Origin of the sequence: Cetobacterium sp. 2A (assembly GCF_014250685.1) — a bacterium.
Taxonomy (GTDB): domain Bacteria; phylum Fusobacteriota; class Fusobacteriia; order Fusobacteriales; family Fusobacteriaceae; genus Cetobacterium.
Genome location: NZ_JACFAJ010000006.1, coordinates 1184554 through 1205128, shown reverse-complemented (window position 1 = coordinate 1205128; position 20575 = coordinate 1184554). Strand labels below are relative to the sequence as shown.

Genomic DNA, 20575 nt, shown 5'->3' with positions numbered 1-20575 from the left:
TACTTATGTGAAATTATTTTTTAAAATACGAGATATTGTATTGCTTTTTAACCTTTTAGTCAATCTTTTTTTTTGGAGGTTTTATGAAGAAAATTTTACTTTTTCTTTCAACCGGTTTTGAGTCTTTAGAAGCAGCTCCTTTTATAGATGTTTTTGGGTGGAATAGTGTTGTGGGAAGCAAGGATATCAGTCTTGTCACCTGTGGATTTCACCATGAAATTTTAGCGACTTGGAATTTGAAAATTATTCCAGAAATAAACCTCTCAGAAGAAGAAATTGATATTAATAATTTCGAGGGAATAATTATTCCTGGTGGATTTGGAAAAGCTAATTTTTTTAAAGATATTAAAAATCCTATCTTCAATACTATTCTTCACTATTTTAATGAAAAAAACAAGTATATTATTGGGATATGCACTGGGGCTTTAGCAATTGGTGAAGCTGGACTACTAAAAAATATCCCTGCTACGACATATCTTTTGGATAACAACAGATATTTCAATCAATTAGAAAAATATTTAGCTATTCCTCTGAGGAAAGAAATAGTCATTTATAATAATATTATTACAAGTTCGGCTCCTAAAACAAGCATAGATGTGGCTTTTTTAATTTTAGAAAAATTAACTTCTGAAAAAAATATGAAAAAAGTTAAAAATGAAATGGGATTTTAAAAAAAATTTTATTTTTTTAATGAAATTTCTAACATTTTATGTTATCCTTTAGTTAGATACCCTGTTTATTAATAAATGGGAACATACGAGGTGATTATTATTATGAAAATTGAAGAAGGAAAAGTAGTTACATTAGAATTTAAAGTTTATGATGCAAAAACTAATGAACTTTTAGAAGATACGACTGAAGTTGGACCATTCTTTTACATCCAAGGATTTGGAAACTTTGTTCCTAAAGTTGAAGAAGCTCTAGAAGGAAAAGAAAAAGGATTCCACACAACATTAGATCTTTCTGTTGAAGAAGGATACGGAGAATATGACGAGGATTTAATAGTAGAAATGGACAGATCTGAGTTTACTGAATTTGACGACATTTATGAAGGATTAGATTTCATCGCTGATATGGATGATGATACTGAGCAATCTTTCGTTATAACTAAAATAGAAGATGACGTTATCACTGCTGATGGTAACCATCCATTCGCTGGTAAAGATTTAAGATTCGAAGTTACTGTTTCTGACGTTAGAGACGCTTCTGAAGAAGAACTTGAGCATGGACACGCTCATTTCCACGGTTTTGACGACTAATTAGAATATTCAAAAATCCTCAGCCACAAACTTAAAATTTGTGGCTGATTTTTTTAAACATTATTTTTATAACTGGGAGGATTAAAATGAAAATAGCTTTAGGTGCAGATCATGGTGGATTCGAACTAAAAGAAATTATCAAATCACATCTTGAAAAAAAGGGATTTGAAATTTTAGATAAGGGAACATATTCTTCTGAATCTGTAGACTATCCAAACTTTGCTAAAGAAGTTTCTAAATCTATTCTTACTAACGAAGCCAAATATGGAATTCTAATTTGTGGAACTGGAATAGGAATATCTATAACTGCAAATAGATTCAGAGGAATCAGAGCTGCTCTTTGTGGAAATACAACTATGGCAAAACTTACAAGAGAACATAACGATGCAAACATTTTAGCTCTTGGAGCAAGAATCACAGGTGACGTACTAGCTCTTGACATAGTTGACACTTTCTTATCAACTGACTTTGAAGGTGGAAGACATCAAAAGAGAATTGATTTAATCGAAGATTAATTTAGGAGGAAAATAATTTATGGCAACTATTTTTACTAAAATTATAAATAGAGAAATTCCAGCAAACATTGTTTTTGAAAATGATAAAGTTATCGCTTTTAAAGATATCAATCCATTAGCACCTGTTCATATTTTAGTAGTTCCTAAAAAAGAAATCCCAACAATAAATGATATTTCTGATGAGGATAAAGAACTAATAGGTGAAATGTATATCGCAATTAAAGAGATTGCTAAAGCTTTTAATATCGATGAATCTGGATATAGAGTTATTACTAATTGTAATGAACACGGTGGACAAGAGGTTTTTCATCTTCATTTCCATATTCTTGGTGGAGAAGCTCTAGGGTTTATAAGAGGATAAAAAATAAGGACATCTAAAAATAGTAAATTACTATTCTTAGAATGTCCTCTTTAATTTTTTGCATATATATTAAATTTATCTGTGATATTTTTAAGTTTATCTAATTTTTCCATTGTTCCTTCTTTATTATCCATACCTAGCTTAAAAAGTAAAGCGTTTAAAATTACAATTCCTGGTACAAAAGTATAAGCTCTTCCACCGTTTTTAGTTGTTATAACTAAATCTGAAATATTTCCTAATCTTGAATCTTTCTTATCTGTCATAGTTATAACTTTGTTTCCTTGTTCTTTAAAAAATTCTGTTACCTGACATGTAAAGTTAGTATATGGATGAAAAGATATTGTTAAAAGTAAATCATCTTTTTCAGAATATAGGAGTCTGTCCGTAAAATCAGATGCTCCTGAAATCATAAGCTCAACGCCCTCTCTAAATTCTTTTAACATAAAATATAGGTAATATGCTAATGAATAAGATCCTCTTGCTCCAAGAACATATAATTTTCTACTACTTTTTATCCATTCTACAGCTTGATCCAATTGTTTTTCAACAGTAATTAGATCTATTTCTTCTAAAAGTTCTATATTTGTTTTTATGATATCGGCCAATATATTTTCCTTTTGTCCATCAGCAATACTCTCTCTAAATTCTTTCATTTGTGAAGTTTCTTTTTCCATCTCTTTTTGAAAAACTTCTTGAAATTCTGGATAACCCTTAAACCCTAAAGATTTAGAAAATCTTGTTATTGTAGCTGGACTTGTTCCTGTTTCATTAGCCAATTCATTTATAGACATGAACGAAACTAAACTCTGATTATGTTTTATAAAGTTCACTATCTTTTTAAAACTCTTACTCAGTTTTTCATAATTATTTTCAAAATAATTTAAAACCTCTTTTTTCATTGCTCCACCCTTGTATTTTCTATTTTAAATATTCATCAAGCGAAATTTTTAACCCTTCAGAATCTAAATACCAAATACCCTTTATTCCTAACTTTTCTGCAGCCTCTACATTAGCCAAAGAATCATCTATAAATATTGTCTCTTCAGATTGCAATTCATATTTGTTAAGTAAAATTTCATATATCTCTTTTTCAGGTTTTACAATTCCAACTTCATATGAAATTATTTTTCCCTCTCCTAATTTTAAAAAATCATATTTCTCATAAACAGTTTTATACGATTCTCTATGGAAATTAGATAAAAAATAGATATTGTATCCACTCTTCTTTAAATTTTTTAATATTTCAACACTCTCTTCTATCGGTGTCAAGATATCTTGCCAGTTCGCCATTGTCAATTCAATTTCATCTTTTATATCCAATGACTTTTTACAATAAATTTCTGTTGCCTCTCTCTCTGTTATTGTTCCTTTATCTAACTCAATCCACTCATCACTTTCAAAGATTTCAGAGTATATCCTCTCTCCCACCTCTTCAGAAAAGCCAAGATCTTCAAGATGTTTTCTTGGTTTAAAATTAAGTAGTACATTCCCAATATCAAAGACTATATTCTTTATCATACCCACTCCTAAATTTTTCTATATTCCTCATTCAATTATCAGTTTATTATTATATCACTTTTTTGTCAAGTTAGTAAAACAAAAAAGGAAGCATTTAAAATGCTTCCCCCTAATTTCCAGGTGTCTTCTATGTGGTAAGGTAGTATCTCATACTCTTGAGCTCTTCATAATGAATACTTGTGCTTTTTAGCATTCTAATATATTTTAGCTCTTTGATTTTTTTACCCTCATCTTTTGCCTCTAAAATCTTTTCATGAATCTTTTTAATTCTTATCAAGCATAATCTAAGCTGGGCTTCAACATGTCTTATTCTTTTAGAGTTAATCTCTCCACTTATCCACATAGTCAATCCCTCCTTGAAAATTCAATTAGTAAATTCTACTTTACAATTTTCAAAAAATCAATAGCTATTTTTTAATTCCAAGAATTTATTCTGTTGTTCAACTTTTCTTTAGCTTCATTTAATCCATTTACTAAGTAATTTATTATTTCTTCACAAGTTTTTCTTTCGTTTACCATTCCAGCAACCTGTCCAGCCATAACACTTCCTAATTCAACATCTCCATCTACAACAGCTAATCTAAGCTTTCCTCTACCTTGCTCTTCTATTGTTTCTTTAGAAGCTCCTTGCTTTTCCATATCCAATATATTTTTTGCAAGTTTATTATGTATTACTCTAACTGGGTGCCCTGTATAATTCCCTGTAGCAACTGTTGATCTATCTTTTGCTTTTAAAATAGATTGCTTGTAGTTTTCGTGTACAACACACTCTTCTGCAACTATAAATATTGTTCCAGCCTGAATTGCCTCTCCTCCAAGAGCAAGAGCTGCTAAGAACTGCTCTCCACTAGCTACTCCACCAGCAACTATAACAGGAATACTAACAGCGCTAGCTATTTGTGGTGCTAAAGACATAGTTGTAATTTCTCCTATGTGTCCTCCAGCTTCCATTCCCTCGGCAACGATAGCATCTGCACCTATTCTTTCCATTCTTTTAGCAAGAGCTACTGACGCTACAACCGGTATAACTTTTATTCCTGCAGCTTTTAATTTAGCCATATAAGCTCCAGGATTTCCAGCTCCAGTCGTAACAACTTTTACTCCTTCTTCAATACATACGTCAATTTGCTCTTCTACATTTTCCATCATAAGCATAAGATTTACACCAAATGGATTTGCTGTTATTTCTTTAGCTTTTTTTATTTCTTTTCTTAAAATTTCAGGTGGCATTCCTCCACCAGCAATAATTCCAAGCCCTCCCGCTTTTGAAACATGGCCTGCTAGATTACCTTCTGATATCCACGCCATCGCACCTTGAATAATAGGATATTTAATCCCTAAAAGTTCACAGATTCTATTGTTTTTCATTTTCCCTCCATAATAATTTAAAAATCATTCTACATTTACTGCTCTTAACTCTTTTCTTCTATTCAAGAATTTTTCCAATACTTCTTTAGAACTATTCAGAACTAACTCCTGTGGATAATCCAATAATTCCACAAGCTTTTCTGCTCTAGAAAAATCTCCTATGTGTCCAGAATAGTGTGAGTCACTTCCTAAAACTATGTAGCATCCTTCTCTTTTCGCTAACTCAATAATGGTCTTACAATTCTCAAGGGATCCAACTCTTGTTGTTGCTCCTAAAGATGTATTATTTATTTCAATTGCTACTTCTGCTAATTTAGCATTTTTTACAAATGCCTCATAGTCTATTGGAAAAAGGGGATTCCCCGGATGTACTATTATATCAACTTTTTGTGAATTTATCAAATTTACTAATGCTTTTGTATTTCTTTCTTTATCCAAATTATCTCCGTATCCCTTTACAATATGAAATCCAGCCATGACTAACTCCATCTTGCTATATACGTCTTGATTTATATCAAGTCTTCCATACTCATCCATTATATTTGCTTCTACACCTTTTAATACTCTAACTCCATCTATTACTTCAGGCAATATAGAAATATTCACAAGATGCCACCAATGAGGAGTATCTGGAAGAGCTGGACCATGATTAGTAATAGCTATAACTTCCATTCCCTTTTTTGAAGCTGCTCTTATATTTTCTTCTAAAGTACTAAATGCATGAGGATTAACACTTGTATGTATATGTAAGTCTATTTTATATTTCATATTTCTCCTTAAATTCTATTATAAAAAGATAGAATATAAAACATTTGCCATAATTCCTGCAAATATTCCACCCAAAGTATGACTAAATATTGCCTTTCCTGTTAGCTTTCTGTAACCTAAGCTATCCATCATAGCTACGTGAGTACTTAAGTATCCACTCCAAGTCATCCCCATAGCTGTAAATACAGCTATTTCTCTTGATGTTATAGCTCCTTCTTTTATAAACTGAGGAACTAGTCCAAGAGCAGCTCCTACAGCTCCTAGAGATGTTATTGGGAACGCTATAGCTTTTGGACTTGTAAATCCAAATAGAGGTCTTAATATGAAGTTTAATTTTTCTCCAACATATTGTAAGAATCCAACTCCTTCATATGCTGCACCTGTATAAACTCCATTTGTTGGTCCATTTGTTAACATTAAAACTGTAGTACAAATAATTAAAACACCTGGTATTATTTCTAATCCCATTTGAACTCCAGTTTTTCCTCCTTCTAAAATAGCTTCTAGAAGTCTTTCTACTGCATTACCTTCTCTAACTTCTCTATGATTAAGAATTTCGTCGCTATATTCTCCCTCATCTTTAATTTTATCTTCTTTGAATTTTTTCTTAGTAAAATTAATCATAAGATTTACGCTCACAATACTTCCTAAAAATGCTGCTATATTACCAATTATAACCGGTACTATTAAATCCTCATTTATTAATGTACTTTGAGCTACCATGAATGCTGATACAATAAATCCCATTCCAAAAGAAGTTCCTAGATTTGTTAATGCTGGAAGCTGATAGTTTTTAAAGTATTTTCTAAATCCTTTATCTGCTGCTAGACTTAAAACTGCAGGATTATCTGAAATATAAGTTGTTAAAATTCCTATAGCTGCTGCACCTGGTAATCTATAAAGTGGACCCATTAGAGGTGATAACACTTTATTTAATATAGCTATAACTCCAAATTCAGATAAGACTGCTGAGAATGCTCCTGCTAGAACAGCTACTCCCATTATAAAAAATACTGTATTTAAAAGTAAATCATGCGAAGTTTTAATAAGGGTATTTATCATATTTATTCCACCCATAATACTTGAAAGTGTATAAAACATTCCAACTATAATTCCTATACATATAAACCCCTCTAAACTAACTGCTTTCCTTTGTAATTTATCCTTGTTTTCCAATGTTCCTCCCTGTGCTCTACTTAATTCTGTAAATTTCACTTCCTATTGTAGTAGCTATTTTTATGTTTTTGGTCAAATTCTTTAGATTTATAATTTTCCACTCTTCTTGTTTTTCTAATTTTTCATCAAATTGTTCATTAAAAATGATTACTCCACCTGTTATTCCTAACTCCCACTTGATAGTAAGAAAAGAAACTATTTCTGATGGTGTTTCTATTTTATAGTTTACTTTTGCAATTTTTTCACTATTATATATTGGAATATTTTCTATTTGATATCCAATTATAGGTACATCGTTAGTTTCAAAATTCTTTACAATTAAATTCATTTCAGCTTCACTTCTAATTCCCGACGAAATTACAGCAATATTATTAAAACTATACTCACATAAATCTTTGTAGATATATTTATTAATATCTATTGGATTCTTATCGCAAGTTAAATATCCTGTTAAAAATACTTTTAAGCCAGAAAGAATTCCTACCGCCAAAGCTGAATCAAAAGAAAGAACCCCACTTTCTCTTTTCAGTATTAAATATGGTATATCTTTCTTGGAAGCTACGGTTAAAAATTCCATTTTTGCTAAAATTTCTAACTCGTCTTTGGATACCCCAACCTTAAGTCTTCCATTCAAAATAACCATGATGCCGGGGACACCACCATTACTTCTTATCTTGTCTTCTATTTCATAAATTCTTTTCAAATTTTCTGGATATGAAAAGTTACTTAATATTGTAGAATCAATTCCAATTACTGGACTATTCTCTTTAAAACCTTTGAGAACCTCTTGAGATATATCAATATATTTTTCATAAAAAAGCATTTCAGAACCTCCCCCTAAAAAAAATTATTTACTTCTATGGTAACTTAAATTTATTTTTTTTTCAACCTTTATTATGCTATAATGTTCTGACAATAAAATATGTAGGGAGGAAATCAATCTATGTTAAAAATATTTAACGATAAAGTATATGGTTTAGATGAAAGTTTAATTGCAAGTGGATATCCAATGGTTGGATCACAAATAGAGAGCTGGGAAGATGAAATAACTCTAAATGAGAAAGATTATAAAAGAGCTTCAAAACTTGGAAATGTTCCGACTGGAACTGGACATGATAACTTCTTAAAAGGAATTATTGTTCAGTTTGATATAACTTATCCAAACTACTGGACTCCTCAATTCCAAAGATACCATTTTGCTGATATAGTTTCTAGTACTTCTAAAATGCACCGTCTTATAAAAATGGACTTAAAAGCCTCTTGTAATGAATATGTTGACGATGCTGTAATTGAAATTTTACAAAAATGGATTGATATTTTCAACTCTTTCATTCCTGGACAAGAAACTATTGAAATCGAAAATAAAATATATAGTAAATATGAAATATACATGAAGGTTATCTCAAACTGTCCTATGGGTCTTGAGCAAACTATGAGAGTTACTACTTCTTATTTACAATTAAAAACTATTTATCAACAAAGAAGACATCATAAACTTAAAGAAGATTGGGGAAATTTCTGTGACTGGTGTTTAACACTTCCTCATTTTGAAGAATTTTGTTTAAATAATATTAAATAAAAATAAGCAGCTAAAGTATTTATAAGATAGAACTTTAGCTGCTTAATATTTTTATTATTTGGATAAAAGTTGTTTAGCTTCCAAGAATCTTTGGGCAGCTGTAAACAGTATCATTCCAGTAAAAACAAGAACGATTATTTTTAAATAAGTTCCAAAAATAATCATCAATGAAAACATTAAAAACCCTTCCGTTCTTTCAGCTAAGCCAGCCTGATAATAAAATGATTTCTCACTTTTCTTGCTAGTCATCAATCCTGTTGTTAAAAAAATTGTCATTGTTATAATAATTGAACATGCTAAAAATAAAAAATATGCTGTAAGTTCTGGATGTCTTAATGATAGTCCAATTATTATAGATATCTCAACTATTCTATCAAAAGTTATATCCATAACAGTTCCAAAATCTGTAGACCCCTGTCTTCTAGCTATAGTTCCATCAACTGCATCCAAGTATCCTGAAATCCAAAGTACTCCTAGAGCTATAAATGGCATGTTCATATATGAAAATATCCCGCTACTTACACCCAGAATGAGCGCCAGCACTGTAACTTGATTAGCCGAGAGTTTACACTTTATAAAAAATTCAGCTCCATATCCAATAATTGGCTGTATATATTTTCTGCAATGAGTATCTAACATTTTTATTTTTCTCCTCTTATGTGAATAATATCTTTTTCTCTAAATTTTATATACACTTCTTTTTCTTCGTAGATACCAAAATCTATCCTATTTTGTTTTATCTCTATATTTAATCCATCCACTTCTACTCTTATAGTATAAAATCCTGTTTTAAATATTATTTCCTTAATAATTCCTTCGATACCAGTTATCTCTTCTGTTATTCTCAAATCTTCACTTCTTAGAGCAAGTATTTTACTCTCTTGAAATTTTAGATTAGAAAGTCTTTTAAACTGCTCTCCAGTAAAAATATTTTCTATCCCCAAAAATTTTGCAATATATGTATTTTTAGGATTTGAATACATATGTATGGGATTGTCATATTGTACTAATTTACCTCTATTTATTATTCCTATTTTATCTGACAGGTAAAATGCTTCATCCCTGTCATGAGTAACAAATATAATAGTAATTGATAAATTTTTATGAATATCTTTCATCAGCTTTTGAAGCTTCTCCCTTAACTTTGGATCTAGAGCTGAAAATGGTTCATCCATCAAAAGAAGTGTCGGCTTCATAACCAAAGCTCTAGCTATCGACACTCTTTGCTTTTGCCCACCACTTATCTCATTAGGAAGTCTGTCTAATAATTCTTTAAGTTCCATTTTTTCTGAAATTTCTAATACTCTTTGCTTTATTTCTTCCTTAGGGATTTTTCTTATTTTTAATCCAAAAGCTATATTTTCATATACAGATAAATGTGGCAAAAGCAAAGTATCTTGAAATACCATGGAAATTTTTCCATCTTTTATAGACTGCTGTATAGATTTTTCATCTATTGTAATAAAACCTGTAAAAGACTTATCCGAACCTGAAATTATATTTAAAATAGTTGATTTTCCAGAGCCTGATTGCCCTAAAATAGATACAAATTCTCCTCTTTTTATATTTAGATTCAAGTTTTCAATTTTAAAATTTTCATACTCTTTATTAACATTCTTAATATTTATCATTTTTTTCTCCAAAATTCTTCTTGTCATATATTTTCTTTATAGATTTTTCTAGTAATAAAATCAAAATTAAATTTATGGTTATGTATATAATGCTATAAACGGCTCCAATTTTTATATCTCCGCCTGATATATACGGAAACATTAAAATTGGAATAGTTATTATTTCTCCGCCACCAATTATTAAAGTGGTTAAATACTGAGCAAATGAAACTATTAAAACTAATGAACTTGATGCAATAAAAGCCGGCATAATTATTGGAAGTGTAATTTTATAAAATATTTCTATCGAATTAGCTCCCATCATTCGTCCCATTTTTTCATAATCTCTGTTGAAAATTGAATATCCGGCTTTTAGTCCTCTTATATAATAAGGCAACGTCGCTGTTCCATGTACAATTGCAACCCCTAAAATCGTTTCTATCAACCCTAACTTTATAAATGCAAACTGAATACCCATAGTAGTTACAAATAATGGAATAACCAACGGAAGAATAACCAACAACTCTATAATTTTCTTTCCTTTAAAGTTATACTTTACTAAATTCAATGCCACAGGTGTTCCTATCAGAATATTAATGATCAGTGTTAAAACTGCAACTAAAAGTGTATTAAATATAGCTATATATGTCCTTTGACTTTGTAATATATACTGCCATGTTTTTATTTTAATTCCCTCTATTAAAACTCCTAAAAATGGAGCTATAAAAATTATAGCAATTAATATAAGTAACAACGACAAAGCTTTTTTTTTCATCTATTGTCAACCTCTTTCATCAACTTTTGTAAATAATTTTGTGAGATAATAAACCACTCCTCCCACTGATAAACTTATAACTGTTATGCATATATTTATGCACATAATTATTCCTCTATCTTCTAATTTTCCAGTAGAATATAACTCAAAGACATACACTGCAATTGACTTTGGATACGTTACTCCCAAAATATAAGGTGTTTCAAACGCAGTAAAAAAATAAGCCAGAATTATAAAAAAACTCACTAATAATGTAGGAAATATTAATGGCAATATTATCCTTATAAAAAAATCTATATCTCTTAAATTGTAGACCCTAGCTAAAGGTTCCCATCTATTTTTTATTTTTACTATAATTGGTGTTGTCATCATAACTATAAATGGAATTGTTTTCCATACATAGGTAAATATTATCCCTATTCCTGTTTTATCATTTGTTAGAATTGGAAATTCCTTATAACTTTCTATAACCCCTAAATTTATTAAAAATTTACTTAAAATACCACTTTGCATAAAAAGTATCAAAATTGCATATGCTGCTATTATATACGGAATTAGAAGAGGTGATTCCACAATTTTTTGAAATAATTTAAAATTAAAATATTTATTTTTCATGTTTATATATATTAAAAATAATAGTCCAACTGATAAAATCAAAGATATAGAAGCTGATACAACAGATATTTTTGTTGTAAATAAAAGGGACCTTACAAAACTTTCATCTTCAAACACTCTAGAATAATACTCTAGAGTGAATCCCGATTCTCCTATAATTCTATTAAATCCAAAAGAATTCATTATTCCATAATAAATTCCATATAAAAAAAATATACTCATATATACTATAAAAGGAAATAAGTATATTAGTTTCCTACTTTTTCCCAACATTTTCAATCCAACCTTCATTTATAATAGTAAGTTTATCAGGAGATAGCTCTCTTACTCTACTTTCTTTCAATTCTACCATTGTAGGTATTTTATCTGACTCAACTAGAGCCCTAAACTTTTGTTGCATTTCAAAAGATAACTTATCTATATCTAATATTGTTAAATCTCCCCAATTTTTAGGCTCTTGCTTCGCAAGTTGAGCTTCTGGAGAAATTAAATAATTTACAACTTCAAGAGCTTTAGTTTTATTTTGCGAATTATTTGGAATAGCTAGATAATGATTATTAAAAAGTGTTCCATTTTTTAGTAAAAAACTTTTAGATGTTGATGGATATTGTCCCGCTTCTATTTTAGAAGTTACCTTATTGATTGTATAGCCCATAGTTACATCAATTTCTCCATTGCTATATAGTGTATCCAATTTCCCCTCTGATTCAGGATACGTTTCTCCTTTTCTCCATAAAAAAGGTTCTATTTCATTTAAATAACTCCATACAATCTTCAGCTCATCTTTTAATTGATGATTTGTCATATTTTCTATATTTTCGCTTCCTATTATATCAACTGCTATATTTCTAACAAAAGCACTTCCTGTGAAATTAGTAACTGCTGGATATGTAAACTTCTCTGGATTATTTTTTATATATATAAAAAGTGATTGATAATCATCGAATGGTATTTCTCCATTTTTAGTATTATATATAAAATTAAATTGAGCCTCTCCCCAAGGAACTTCCATTCCGTTTATAGGTTCTCCAAAATCTTTCACAAGAGTTGATTTGTTAACCATTCCTATATTTGAAAGATTCTCTGTTATATTTTCAGATAAAACTTGTGCTTCTTTTAATTGTTTGAAGTTTTCTCCATTTACCCAAAGTATATCAGCTGTTCCATTCTTTTTCCCAGCCTTCTTTTCAACTATAAGCTTATTTACAGTATCTTTTATGTCAGTAACAGGGATTCTATTCAGATCAATATTATTTTGTTTTTTTAATTCTGGAGCTATAATTTCATCCATAAACTTATTAATTTCTTGAGATCCGCCCCACATATGCATATTAACTTTAGTATTCTCAGTTTCTTTCTCCCCACAACTCATCAGTAATAAAGCTAAGGATCCAGTAAGTAGTAGTATTTTTTTCATTTCTATCCTCCCATATGAAATTAGGGGAGATTAAAATCTCCCCCTTTCTAAATTATACAATGTCTTTGTTAATTTTTACTAGACATTTTTTTTTGATTTTTTTGCAATAAACTTAGTAACTAATGTCAACGCAAAGAAAATTAATGATGCTGTTATTGACATTTTAATAGCTGTGGCTGTATCTCCAGATGCAACTGCTCCTGCTAGTAAAACAAATACAGAAGTTCCTGGTAAAATAAATACTGTCGATAAAACAGCGTATTGAATAAAGCTTATTGAAGTAAGTCCATATACGTAGTTTTGAATTCCAAAAGGAAATACTGGTAACAATCTTGTTGTTGCTAGTATAAACCATCCTTCATTTTTTACACCTGCATTTATTTTTTTGAAAGCTTCACTATTTCCAAATTTTGATTCTATCGGTTTTCTTGCTATATATCTAGCTATTAAGAAAGCCAATGAAAGTCCTGCTGATGCACCTAAAGCTGTATATACAACTCCCATAATTGGACCAAATACAATTCCACCCACTAAAGTTATTGGTAAAACAGATAAACATGTAATTGTCACTAAAGAATACAAAACTATATAGGCTAGTGGAGCCCAAACTCCTAAACTTTGTATTAAAGTTTCAAGTTTTTGTCTATCTTTTAAATATTCAATAGCACCTGATTTTACCAACACCACTCCTAAGGCTCCAACAACTAGTAATGCTATAAGTATTTTAAAGATATTTCCATTTTTATTCATTTTTTATATCTCCTTCTCGGTTATTTCGCGTCTCCAGCTTCTACTGGAACTCTGTTATTTGAAGCTTCGTAAGACCATTCAATCCAAGAACCATCATAATTTTTAACTACAGGATATCCTAAAAGTTCTTTTAGTACAAATGTTGTATGAGCTGATCTAACTCCAGATTGACAATAAGCTATTATTTCCTTATTTGATATTTCTCCATACAATGCTTTTAAATCATCAAAACTCTTTAACTTTTTATCTGCATCTAGAGCATTTGTCCATTCAACATGAACACAACTTGGAATTCTTCCTTTTGCAAAAGCGCCTTTTTTCTGCTCTTTTCCTAAGTATTCACCATCTGTTCTAGTATCTATTATTACAACATTTGGATTATTAATTCCTGATTTTACATTCTCTAAAGTTGCAAGAGTATCTTTGTCTGGATTATTTGGGAATTTATAATTTCCCTGTTTTGGACTAGGTTCTGTTCCTAATCTAGTTTTTGCCCCTGCTGATTTTAAAGCTGAGTATCCACCGTCTACTACCTTAACTTTATCATATCCGTACATATCTAATATCCACCAAAGTCTAAATTCATCAAGACCTTCTCCAATAAGAACTAAAGTTGTATCTGGAGTTACTCCCATTTGATTAAGCTCTTTTTCTAGCTCTTCTCTTGAAGCTCTCATTCCAGTAACTTCACCATATCTTTTATCTTTTGGCTCCATATCTGGTCTCCACATATTGTAAGAGTTCTCAACATTTCCAATAAGGAATTTTGCTTCTGGTCTAACATCAATTACTACTGCATTCTTATCATTCATTATAAACTCTTTTGCTGCCTCTGGACTAATAAGTGTTTGAGTTGCATACTTTGAATAATCTTTTCCAAATGCTAAAACCGATAAGATAAATGTTCCTACTACAAGTAATTTTTTCATAAAAAACCCTCCCCTTTTATGTTACCCTCTTTTATTTAATTCTATTTTTGACTTATATCTATTCATCCATTGCTTAACAGGACCCGAATTTCTTTTCATTGATTTAGATTTTGTATATTTTTCTCCAAATACTAAATCTAATATATGTTGTGCGTCTGTTCCACCTTTTTCCATAGATTCTCTACATGCAGCACAATATGTTATCATATGGCCTGTTGTTGTCTCAGCAGCTCTTCTTTGCATAACCTTTGATGCTACTTCTGGAACAGCAGGGACAATCATTCCACCGAATCCACAACATCTTGTTTTTTCTCTAGAATTTTCAAGCTCTTCTACCTCATAACCAAGCTCATTCACAATCCATCTTATTCCATCATGTATAGAAGTCATTTTTCTTATAGAACAAGAATCATGAATATTAAATTTTACATCCGAACCTTTTCCTACTCCAATTTGAGATTCTGGAAGTCCTATCTCTGGAAGTAATTCCCATAGTGATACTACCTTTTGTTTAGAATATGCATTAAATATTCCATGACAAGATTGACAAGCTACTATTACTACTTCTGCTTCCACTTTATCTAGCTCATCTTGAACTGATTTAAATCTCTCTTTAAATAAATCATCTTGTCCTAAGGCTTTTGGAGGCTTTCCACAACATTTAAGAAGCGATCCAACTTCTCCATTTAATTTGTTTTGTAAATGCTCTAAAACGTTCCCTACAGCTTCTGGATTATATGAAGGTAATGAACATCCAGGGAAAAATACATATTTTGTTTTTTTATTTTTTGGAGCTTTATTAGTGGTATTAAATAATTTTGAATATCCTAGGTACTGGTGAACCTCTATCGCTTTATGACCTGCCATAGGAGATTTTCCATGGTTATCCTTTATATATTCGCTTCTCATTCCAGCAAAATTTCCCTTTATATTAAATTCTTTTGGACATTTTAGAGTACACTGATCACACATGTTACAAGAATATGCTATTTTTGCATCTATATGATCATAGCCTTTTTCTAAATAATCTTTGAATAAAGTTTTAGGACAATCTGTATAATCATTTAGCATTATACATTCTTTCATACAAAGTTTACATTCACATTGTAAACATCTATTTGCTTCTTTTTCAGCCTCTACTTTTGTAAATACTTTCTCAACTTCTGCAAAAGATTTTATTCTAGTTTCACCTGGTAAACTAGCTGGAATAACTCTTTTAACTTTTTCTGCTGCATCCCAACCTTCTGGAAGATATTCTACTGGAAGGTGTAATTTTGTAGCATACCCACCCTCGTTTTCAATACTTCTTCCTTCTAATAAATCTTTCCCATTTAAGAATCTATCTATTGAAGTTGCAGCTCTTCTTCCTTCTGCCATCGCTTCTACAACTATAAACGATGATGCACAATCTCCAGCCACAAATATTTTTTCATCTGAAACCGATTGCATTGATAAATTATCTGCTTCAAAAGTTCCATTTCTTCTTGTTAATAATTTTTTTTCTGAATCAAAAGAATTATCTACTCCTTGACCTATTGCAAAAACAATTGTATCCGCTTCCACAACTTCTTTTTGATCCATATCAAACTTAGGACTAAAGTTTCCAGCTTCATCAAAAATAGATATACATTTTTTTATTTCAAGTCCTGTTACTCTATTATTTTCATCAACTAAAATTCTTTCAATTCCGTATCCTAATTTAAAATCTACCTTCTCTTCTACCGCACCATATATTTCATGATTTGACGATGGCATAGATTCAAATGATGGCTCTAAAGGAATTGATACAACAGATTCAACACCAGAAACTCTCTTCGAAGATCTTGCACAATCCATTGCAACGTCTCCACCACCAATAACTACAACCCTTTTTCCAGATTTCTCAAAATTCTGAGTTAATGAAATTTCCTTTAAATATTCAGCTGCATTAAAAATCCCCTCTGCTCCTGAATTTTCTAAAGATTTATCAACTCTTCCTGCTTGTCTACCAACAGCAACTAAAATAGCATCAAAATCATTTTTTAAAGTTTCAAAACTGATATCTTTTCCAATTTCAATTCCTAATTTTAATTCAATTCCCAACTTTTCTAAAATAGAATATTCTTTCTCTATTACTTCTCTTGGTAATCTGTATTCTGGAATTCCAACTCTCATCATTCCACCAACAACTGGCAATTTTTCAAATATAGTTACAGAGTAACCTTTCTTTGCTAAATCTATAGCTCCTTGAGCTCCTGCTGGTCCAGCACCTATGATAGCTATTTTCTTATTCTTATCTTCCTCTTTCAATAAATCCCAATCTTCCGGATTATCAAAATTATCAGCTACATATCTTTTTAAATAAGCTATAGATATCGGATTATCCTCTTCGCCTCTTCTACATGCCTTCTCACATGGATGAGCACATATTCTTCCTAAGATACCTGGGATAAATAATTTATCTCTTACAACTTTAATTGACTCTTCGCCTTTTCCTTCTCCAATCAATTTAACATACTCTTTTACATCTGTATTCATTGGACATGTTGAACTACATGCAGCATTTGAATCACCCATACAATTTTCAACTAAATCCTGCATCTTTTCAATAACTTCAGTCTTTAAAACTCCCAATTTTTCCTCCTTTTGTTCTCTATGTAAACATTAAGATTTGATTAAAACCACTATATGTATATTTGTCATTTTACACATATATCCAAGTAAAGTCAATGCTAATTTTCAAAATAATACAAAAAATAAAAAAAGATTGGCAACTACTTATCCTCCCAGGGGGCTGCCCCCCAAGTACTTTCAGCGTTTATGAGCTTAACTTCCAGGTTCGAAATGTTACTGGGTGTACCCTCATAGCTATCGTTGCCAATCAATATTCAAATGTATTTGAACACTTGAAACTATATAGTAGTTGAGATTTATTAGGTTAAAACTTCGACATATTAGTATTGGTCAGCTAAAAGTATCGCTACTCTTACACCCCCAACCTATCAACCTCCTAGTCTCGAAGGTGTCTTAAAGAATACTTATCTTGAAGTCAGTTTCCCGCTTAGATGCTTTCAGCGGTTATCTGTTCCAAACGTGACTACCCAGCTGTGCCACTGGCGTGACAACTGGTACATCAGAGGTTTGTCCATCCCGGTCCTCTCGTACTAAGGACAGATCTTCTCAATATTCTAACGCCTACAGTGGATAGGGACCGAACTGTCTCACGACGTTCTGAACCCAGCTCACGTACCGCTTTAATGGGCGAACAGCCCAACCCTTGGGACCTTCTCCAGCCCCAGGATGCGATGAGCCGACATCGAGGTGCCAAACTCTACCGTCGATATGGACTCTCGGGTAGAATCAGCCTGTTATCCCCAGGGTAGCTTTTATCCGTTGAGCGACGACCCTTCCATTCGGAATCGCCGGATCACTATGTCCTGCTTTCGCACCTGCTCGACCCGTCAGTCTCGCAGTTAAGCTCCCTTCTGCCATTGCACTCTCCGGTTGATTTCCATCCAACCTGAGGGAACCTTTGAACGCCTCCGTTACTCTTTCGGAGGCGACCGCCCCAGTCAAACTGCCCACCTAGCACTGTCTCCGAGGGTACAAACCTCAGATTAGAATTTCGATGTAGTATGGTTGGTATTCCACCGTTGACTCCGCGTAATCTAGCGACCACGCATCATAGTCTCCCAACTATCCTATACATACGACACCAAAACCCAATACCAAGCTACAGTAAAGCTCCATGGGGTCTTTCCGTCCTACTGCAGGTAATCGGTATCTTCACCGATAATACAATTTCACCAGGCCTCCCGTCAAGACAGCTCTCAGATCGTTACACCATTCGTGCAGGTCGGAACTTACCCGACAAGGAATTTCGCTACCTTAGGACCGTTATAGTTACGGCCGCCGTTCACCGGGGCTTCAATTCGGAGCTCTCACTCCTCCTCTTAACCTTCCGGCACTGGGCAGGTGTCAGCCCATATACATCGCCTTACAGCTTAGCATAGACCTGTGTTTTTGTTAAACAGTCGCCTGAGACTCTTCACTGCGGCCTCTCACAGCTTTGCGACGCGTGTTCGCTGACCATGAAAGGCACCCCTTCTCCCGAAGTTACGGGGCAATTTTGCAGAGTTCCTTAACGAGAGTTAGCCTGTCCGCCTTAGATTTCTCATCCTGACCACCTGTGTCGGTTTGGGGTACGGGCACTAATATCTTTAAACGCTTAGAAGCTTTTCTCGGCAGTGTGGTATTTGCACCTTCATCTTACGACTCCGTATCACGCCTCAGATCTAGTCTCGCGGATTTTCCTACGAGACCACCCTACACGCTTACACTGGCACTTCCGTTCGCCAGCATGCATAACCTCCTGCGTCCCTCCATCACTCAATATCAGTGGCACAGAAATATTAATCTGTTTTCCATTCGCCTACGCATTATAGCCTCGGCTTAGGACCCGGCTTACCCAGGGAAGACAAACTTTACCCTGGAACCCTTGGTCTTCCGGCGTGGGAGATTCTCGCTCCCATTCTCGCTACTTATTCCTGCATTCTCACTTCTGATACCTCCAGAGTCGCTTACGCTTCTCCTTCAACGGCCTACAGAACGCTCTCCTACCAATTGCTTACGCAATTCCACAGCTTCGGTTTATAACTTAGCCCCGTTACATTGTCGGCGCAGAGACTCTCGACCAGTGAGCTATTACGCACTCTTTAAAGGTATGGCTGCTTCTAAGCCAACCTCCTGGTTGTTTGTGAATCTCCACCTCCTTTCCCACTTAGTTATAATTAGGGACCTTAGCTGGTGGTCTGGGTTGTTTCCCTTTTGACCATGGAAGTTAATTCCCATAGTCTCACTCCTGAGCTCTTAAATTATGGTATTCGGAGTTTGATTGATTTCGGTAAGCAATATGCCCCCTAGATCATTCAGTGCTCTACCCCCATAATTGAACACTCAAGGCTGCACCTAAATGCATTTCGGAGAGAACGAGCTATCTCCTGGTTCGATTGGCTTTTCACCCCTAAACCTACCTCATCTCCCAACTTTTCAACGGCGGTGAGTTCGGGCCTCCACTGTGTCTTACCACAGCTTCACCCTGGACAGGCTTAGATCACCAGGTTTCGCGTCTACGCCCAGCGACTATATCGCCCTATTCAGACTCGGTTTCCCTTCGGCTCCGTTAAACTTAACCTTGCCACTGAACGTAACTCGCAGGATCATTCTCCAAAAGGCACGCCATCACCCCGAAGGGCTCTGACCGCTTGTAAGCACATGATTTCAGGTTCTATTTCACTCCCCTCCCGGGGTTCTTTTCACCTTTCCCTCACGGTACTATGCGCTATCGGTTAGTAAGAGTATTTAGCCTTACGAGATATGGTCCTCGCTGATTCACACAGAATTCCTCGTGTTCCGTGCTACTTGGGATTAGTTACGCATTTGAAACAGGTTACCTGTACGGGGCTATCACCCTCTACGGCGAACTTTTCCAAGTTCTTCCAGTTCGGTGTTTCAAAATGCTGAAAGCTTTACAGACTTTCTAGAGACTATCCCGCTACCCCATATACACAACGGCTGTAACCTTGGCATGTATATGGTTTAGGCTCACCCCCGTTCGCTCGCCGCTACTTAGGGGATCGTTTTTACTTTCTTTTCCTCGCGTTACTTAGATGTTTCAGTTCACGCGGTTCCCTCTTTCGTGCTAAGACTCCATCTTAGCAGATTTCTCCATTCGGAAATCCTAGAATCAATGTTCGATTGCAACTCCTCTAGGCTTATCGCAGCTTACCACGTCCTTCATCGGCTCTTACTACCAAGGCATCCTTCATGTGCCCTTAATATCTTAACCTATTTTTATTTGACAGACTAACTACTCAAAGATTATTTGAATTGTTAGTTATTTGTTAATTATTCTCTCAATATCTACTATATAGTTTCCAATGTCCAAAATGATAAT

20 protein-coding genes and 2 rRNA genes are annotated in these 20575 nt (G+C 33.1%); 5 read left to right on the top strand and 17 right to left on the bottom strand.

The features are described 5' to 3' along the window. Window positions 1–83: 83 nt before the first annotated feature. From H3N56_RS09680 to H3N56_RS09665, 4 genes are all read left to right on the top strand, one after another. The gene (locus tag H3N56_RS09680) at window positions 84–671 is read left to right on the top strand and encodes a DJ-1/PfpI family protein (RefSeq protein WP_185880978.1); all 588 of its coding nucleotides are present in this window, start codon (window positions 84–86) and stop codon (window positions 669–671) included. Window positions 672–773: 102 nt separating this feature from the next. Further along, a complete protein-coding gene (locus tag H3N56_RS09675; protein ID WP_185880977.1) occupies window positions 774–1259 on the top strand; it encodes a peptidylprolyl isomerase in 486 nt (161 codons plus the stop codon). Between the two features lie 86 nt (window positions 1260–1345). After that, window positions 1346–1774 carry a ribose 5-phosphate isomerase B gene (gene rpiB, locus H3N56_RS09670; RefSeq protein WP_185880976.1) on the top strand — a complete coding sequence of 143 codons (429 nt, stop codon included), beginning with the start codon at window positions 1346–1348 and terminating at the stop codon, window positions 1772–1774. Window positions 1775–1793: 19 nt separating this feature from the next. Further along, entirely contained in the window at window positions 1794–2135 is a 342-nt protein-coding gene (locus H3N56_RS09665) for a histidine triad nucleotide-binding protein (RefSeq protein WP_185880975.1), read from the top strand. A 50-nt stretch (window positions 2136–2185) separates the two neighbouring features. On the opposite strand, the gene H3N56_RS09660 is transcribed toward H3N56_RS09665, so the two are convergent. From H3N56_RS09660 to H3N56_RS09630, 7 genes are all read right to left on the bottom strand, one after another. Beyond that, window positions 2186–3034, bottom strand: a complete 849-nt coding sequence (locus tag H3N56_RS09660; RefSeq protein WP_185880974.1) for a MurR/RpiR family transcriptional regulator — start codon at window positions 3032–3034, stop codon at window positions 2186–2188. Between the two features lie 19 nt (window positions 3035–3053). Next, window positions 3054–3653: an HAD family phosphatase gene (locus tag H3N56_RS09655; RefSeq protein WP_185880973.1), complete on the bottom strand. Its 600-nt coding sequence runs from the start codon at window positions 3651–3653 to the stop codon at window positions 3054–3056. A gap of 127 nt (window positions 3654–3780) precedes the next feature. After that, window positions 3781–3996, bottom strand: coding sequence for a hypothetical protein (locus H3N56_RS09650; protein ID WP_185880972.1), 216 nt, complete (start codon window positions 3994–3996; stop codon window positions 3781–3783). Window positions 3997–4067: 71 nt separating this feature from the next. Continuing rightward, the gene (locus H3N56_RS09645; RefSeq protein ID WP_185880971.1) at window positions 4068–5021 is read right to left on the bottom strand and encodes a nitronate monooxygenase; all 954 of its coding nucleotides are present in this window, start codon (window positions 5019–5021) and stop codon (window positions 4068–4070) included. Window positions 5022–5045: 24 nt separating this feature from the next. Further along, the gene (locus H3N56_RS09640; RefSeq protein WP_185880970.1) at window positions 5046–5789 is read right to left on the bottom strand and encodes a phosphatase; all 744 of its coding nucleotides are present in this window, start codon (window positions 5787–5789) and stop codon (window positions 5046–5048) included. An 18-nt stretch (window positions 5790–5807) separates the two neighbouring features. Further along, entirely contained in the window at window positions 5808–6965 is a 1158-nt protein-coding gene (locus H3N56_RS09635; protein ID WP_185880969.1) for a hypothetical protein, read from the bottom strand. Window positions 6966–6981: 16 nt separating this feature from the next. Beyond that, on the bottom strand, window positions 6982–7788 hold the full coding sequence (locus H3N56_RS09630) for a pseudouridine-5'-phosphate glycosidase (protein WP_185880968.1): 807 nt from the start codon (window positions 7786–7788) through the stop codon (window positions 6982–6984). Between the two features lie 120 nt (window positions 7789–7908). On the opposite strand from H3N56_RS09630, the gene H3N56_RS09625 reads away from it, so the two are divergent. After that, entirely contained in the window at window positions 7909–8544 is a 636-nt protein-coding gene (locus tag H3N56_RS09625; protein ID WP_185880967.1) for a hypothetical protein, read from the top strand. A 54-nt stretch (window positions 8545–8598) separates the two neighbouring features. Here the strand turns inward: H3N56_RS09625 and H3N56_RS09620 are convergent, their stop codons facing one another. The 10 genes from H3N56_RS09620 to H3N56_RS09575 all read right to left on the bottom strand — a co-directional run bounded on the left by H3N56_RS09620 (window position 8599) and on the right by H3N56_RS09575 (window position 20467). Continuing rightward, window positions 8599–9183 carry a CDP-alcohol phosphatidyltransferase family protein gene (locus H3N56_RS09620; RefSeq protein ID WP_185880966.1) on the bottom strand — a complete coding sequence of 195 codons (585 nt, stop codon included), beginning with the start codon at window positions 9181–9183 and terminating at the stop codon, window positions 8599–8601. A 2-nt stretch (window positions 9184–9185) separates the two neighbouring features. Beyond that, a complete protein-coding gene (locus tag H3N56_RS09615; RefSeq protein ID WP_185880965.1) occupies window positions 9186–10175 on the bottom strand; it encodes an ABC transporter ATP-binding protein in 990 nt (329 codons plus the stop codon). Next, a complete protein-coding gene (locus H3N56_RS09610) occupies window positions 10162–10929 on the bottom strand; it encodes an ABC transporter permease (protein ID WP_185880964.1) in 768 nt (255 codons plus the stop codon). Before H3N56_RS09610 ends, H3N56_RS09615 begins: the two co-directional genes overlap by 14 nt. A 6-nt stretch (window positions 10930–10935) precedes the next feature. Continuing rightward, window positions 10936–11817, bottom strand: a complete 882-nt coding sequence (locus H3N56_RS09605; protein ID WP_255492171.1) for an ABC transporter permease — start codon at window positions 11815–11817, stop codon at window positions 10936–10938. Beyond that, the gene (locus tag H3N56_RS09600) at window positions 11801–12961 is read right to left on the bottom strand and encodes an ABC transporter substrate-binding protein (protein WP_185880963.1); all 1161 of its coding nucleotides are present in this window, start codon (window positions 12959–12961) and stop codon (window positions 11801–11803) included. Before H3N56_RS09600 ends, H3N56_RS09605 begins: the two co-directional genes overlap by 17 nt. Before the next feature lie 78 nt (window positions 12962–13039). After that, a complete protein-coding gene (locus H3N56_RS09595; RefSeq protein ID WP_185880962.1) occupies window positions 13040–13711 on the bottom strand; it encodes a TVP38/TMEM64 family protein in 672 nt (223 codons plus the stop codon). Window positions 13712–13731: 20 nt separating this feature from the next. After that, on the bottom strand, window positions 13732–14640 hold the full coding sequence (locus H3N56_RS09590; RefSeq protein ID WP_185880961.1) for a sulfurtransferase: 909 nt from the start codon (window positions 14638–14640) through the stop codon (window positions 13732–13734). Between the two features lie 21 nt (window positions 14641–14661). Continuing rightward, window positions 14662–17253 (bottom strand): FAD-dependent oxidoreductase, encoded by a 2592-nt coding sequence (locus H3N56_RS09585; RefSeq protein WP_221893454.1) that lies wholly within the window; start codon window positions 17251–17253, stop codon window positions 14662–14664. Between the two features lie 131 nt (window positions 17254–17384). Then, window positions 17385–17501 (bottom strand): 5S ribosomal RNA (gene rrf / locus H3N56_RS09580). Window positions 17502–17553: 52 nt separating this feature from the next. Next, window positions 17554–20467 (bottom strand): 23S ribosomal RNA (locus H3N56_RS09575). Window positions 20468–20575 lie beyond the last annotated feature (108 nt).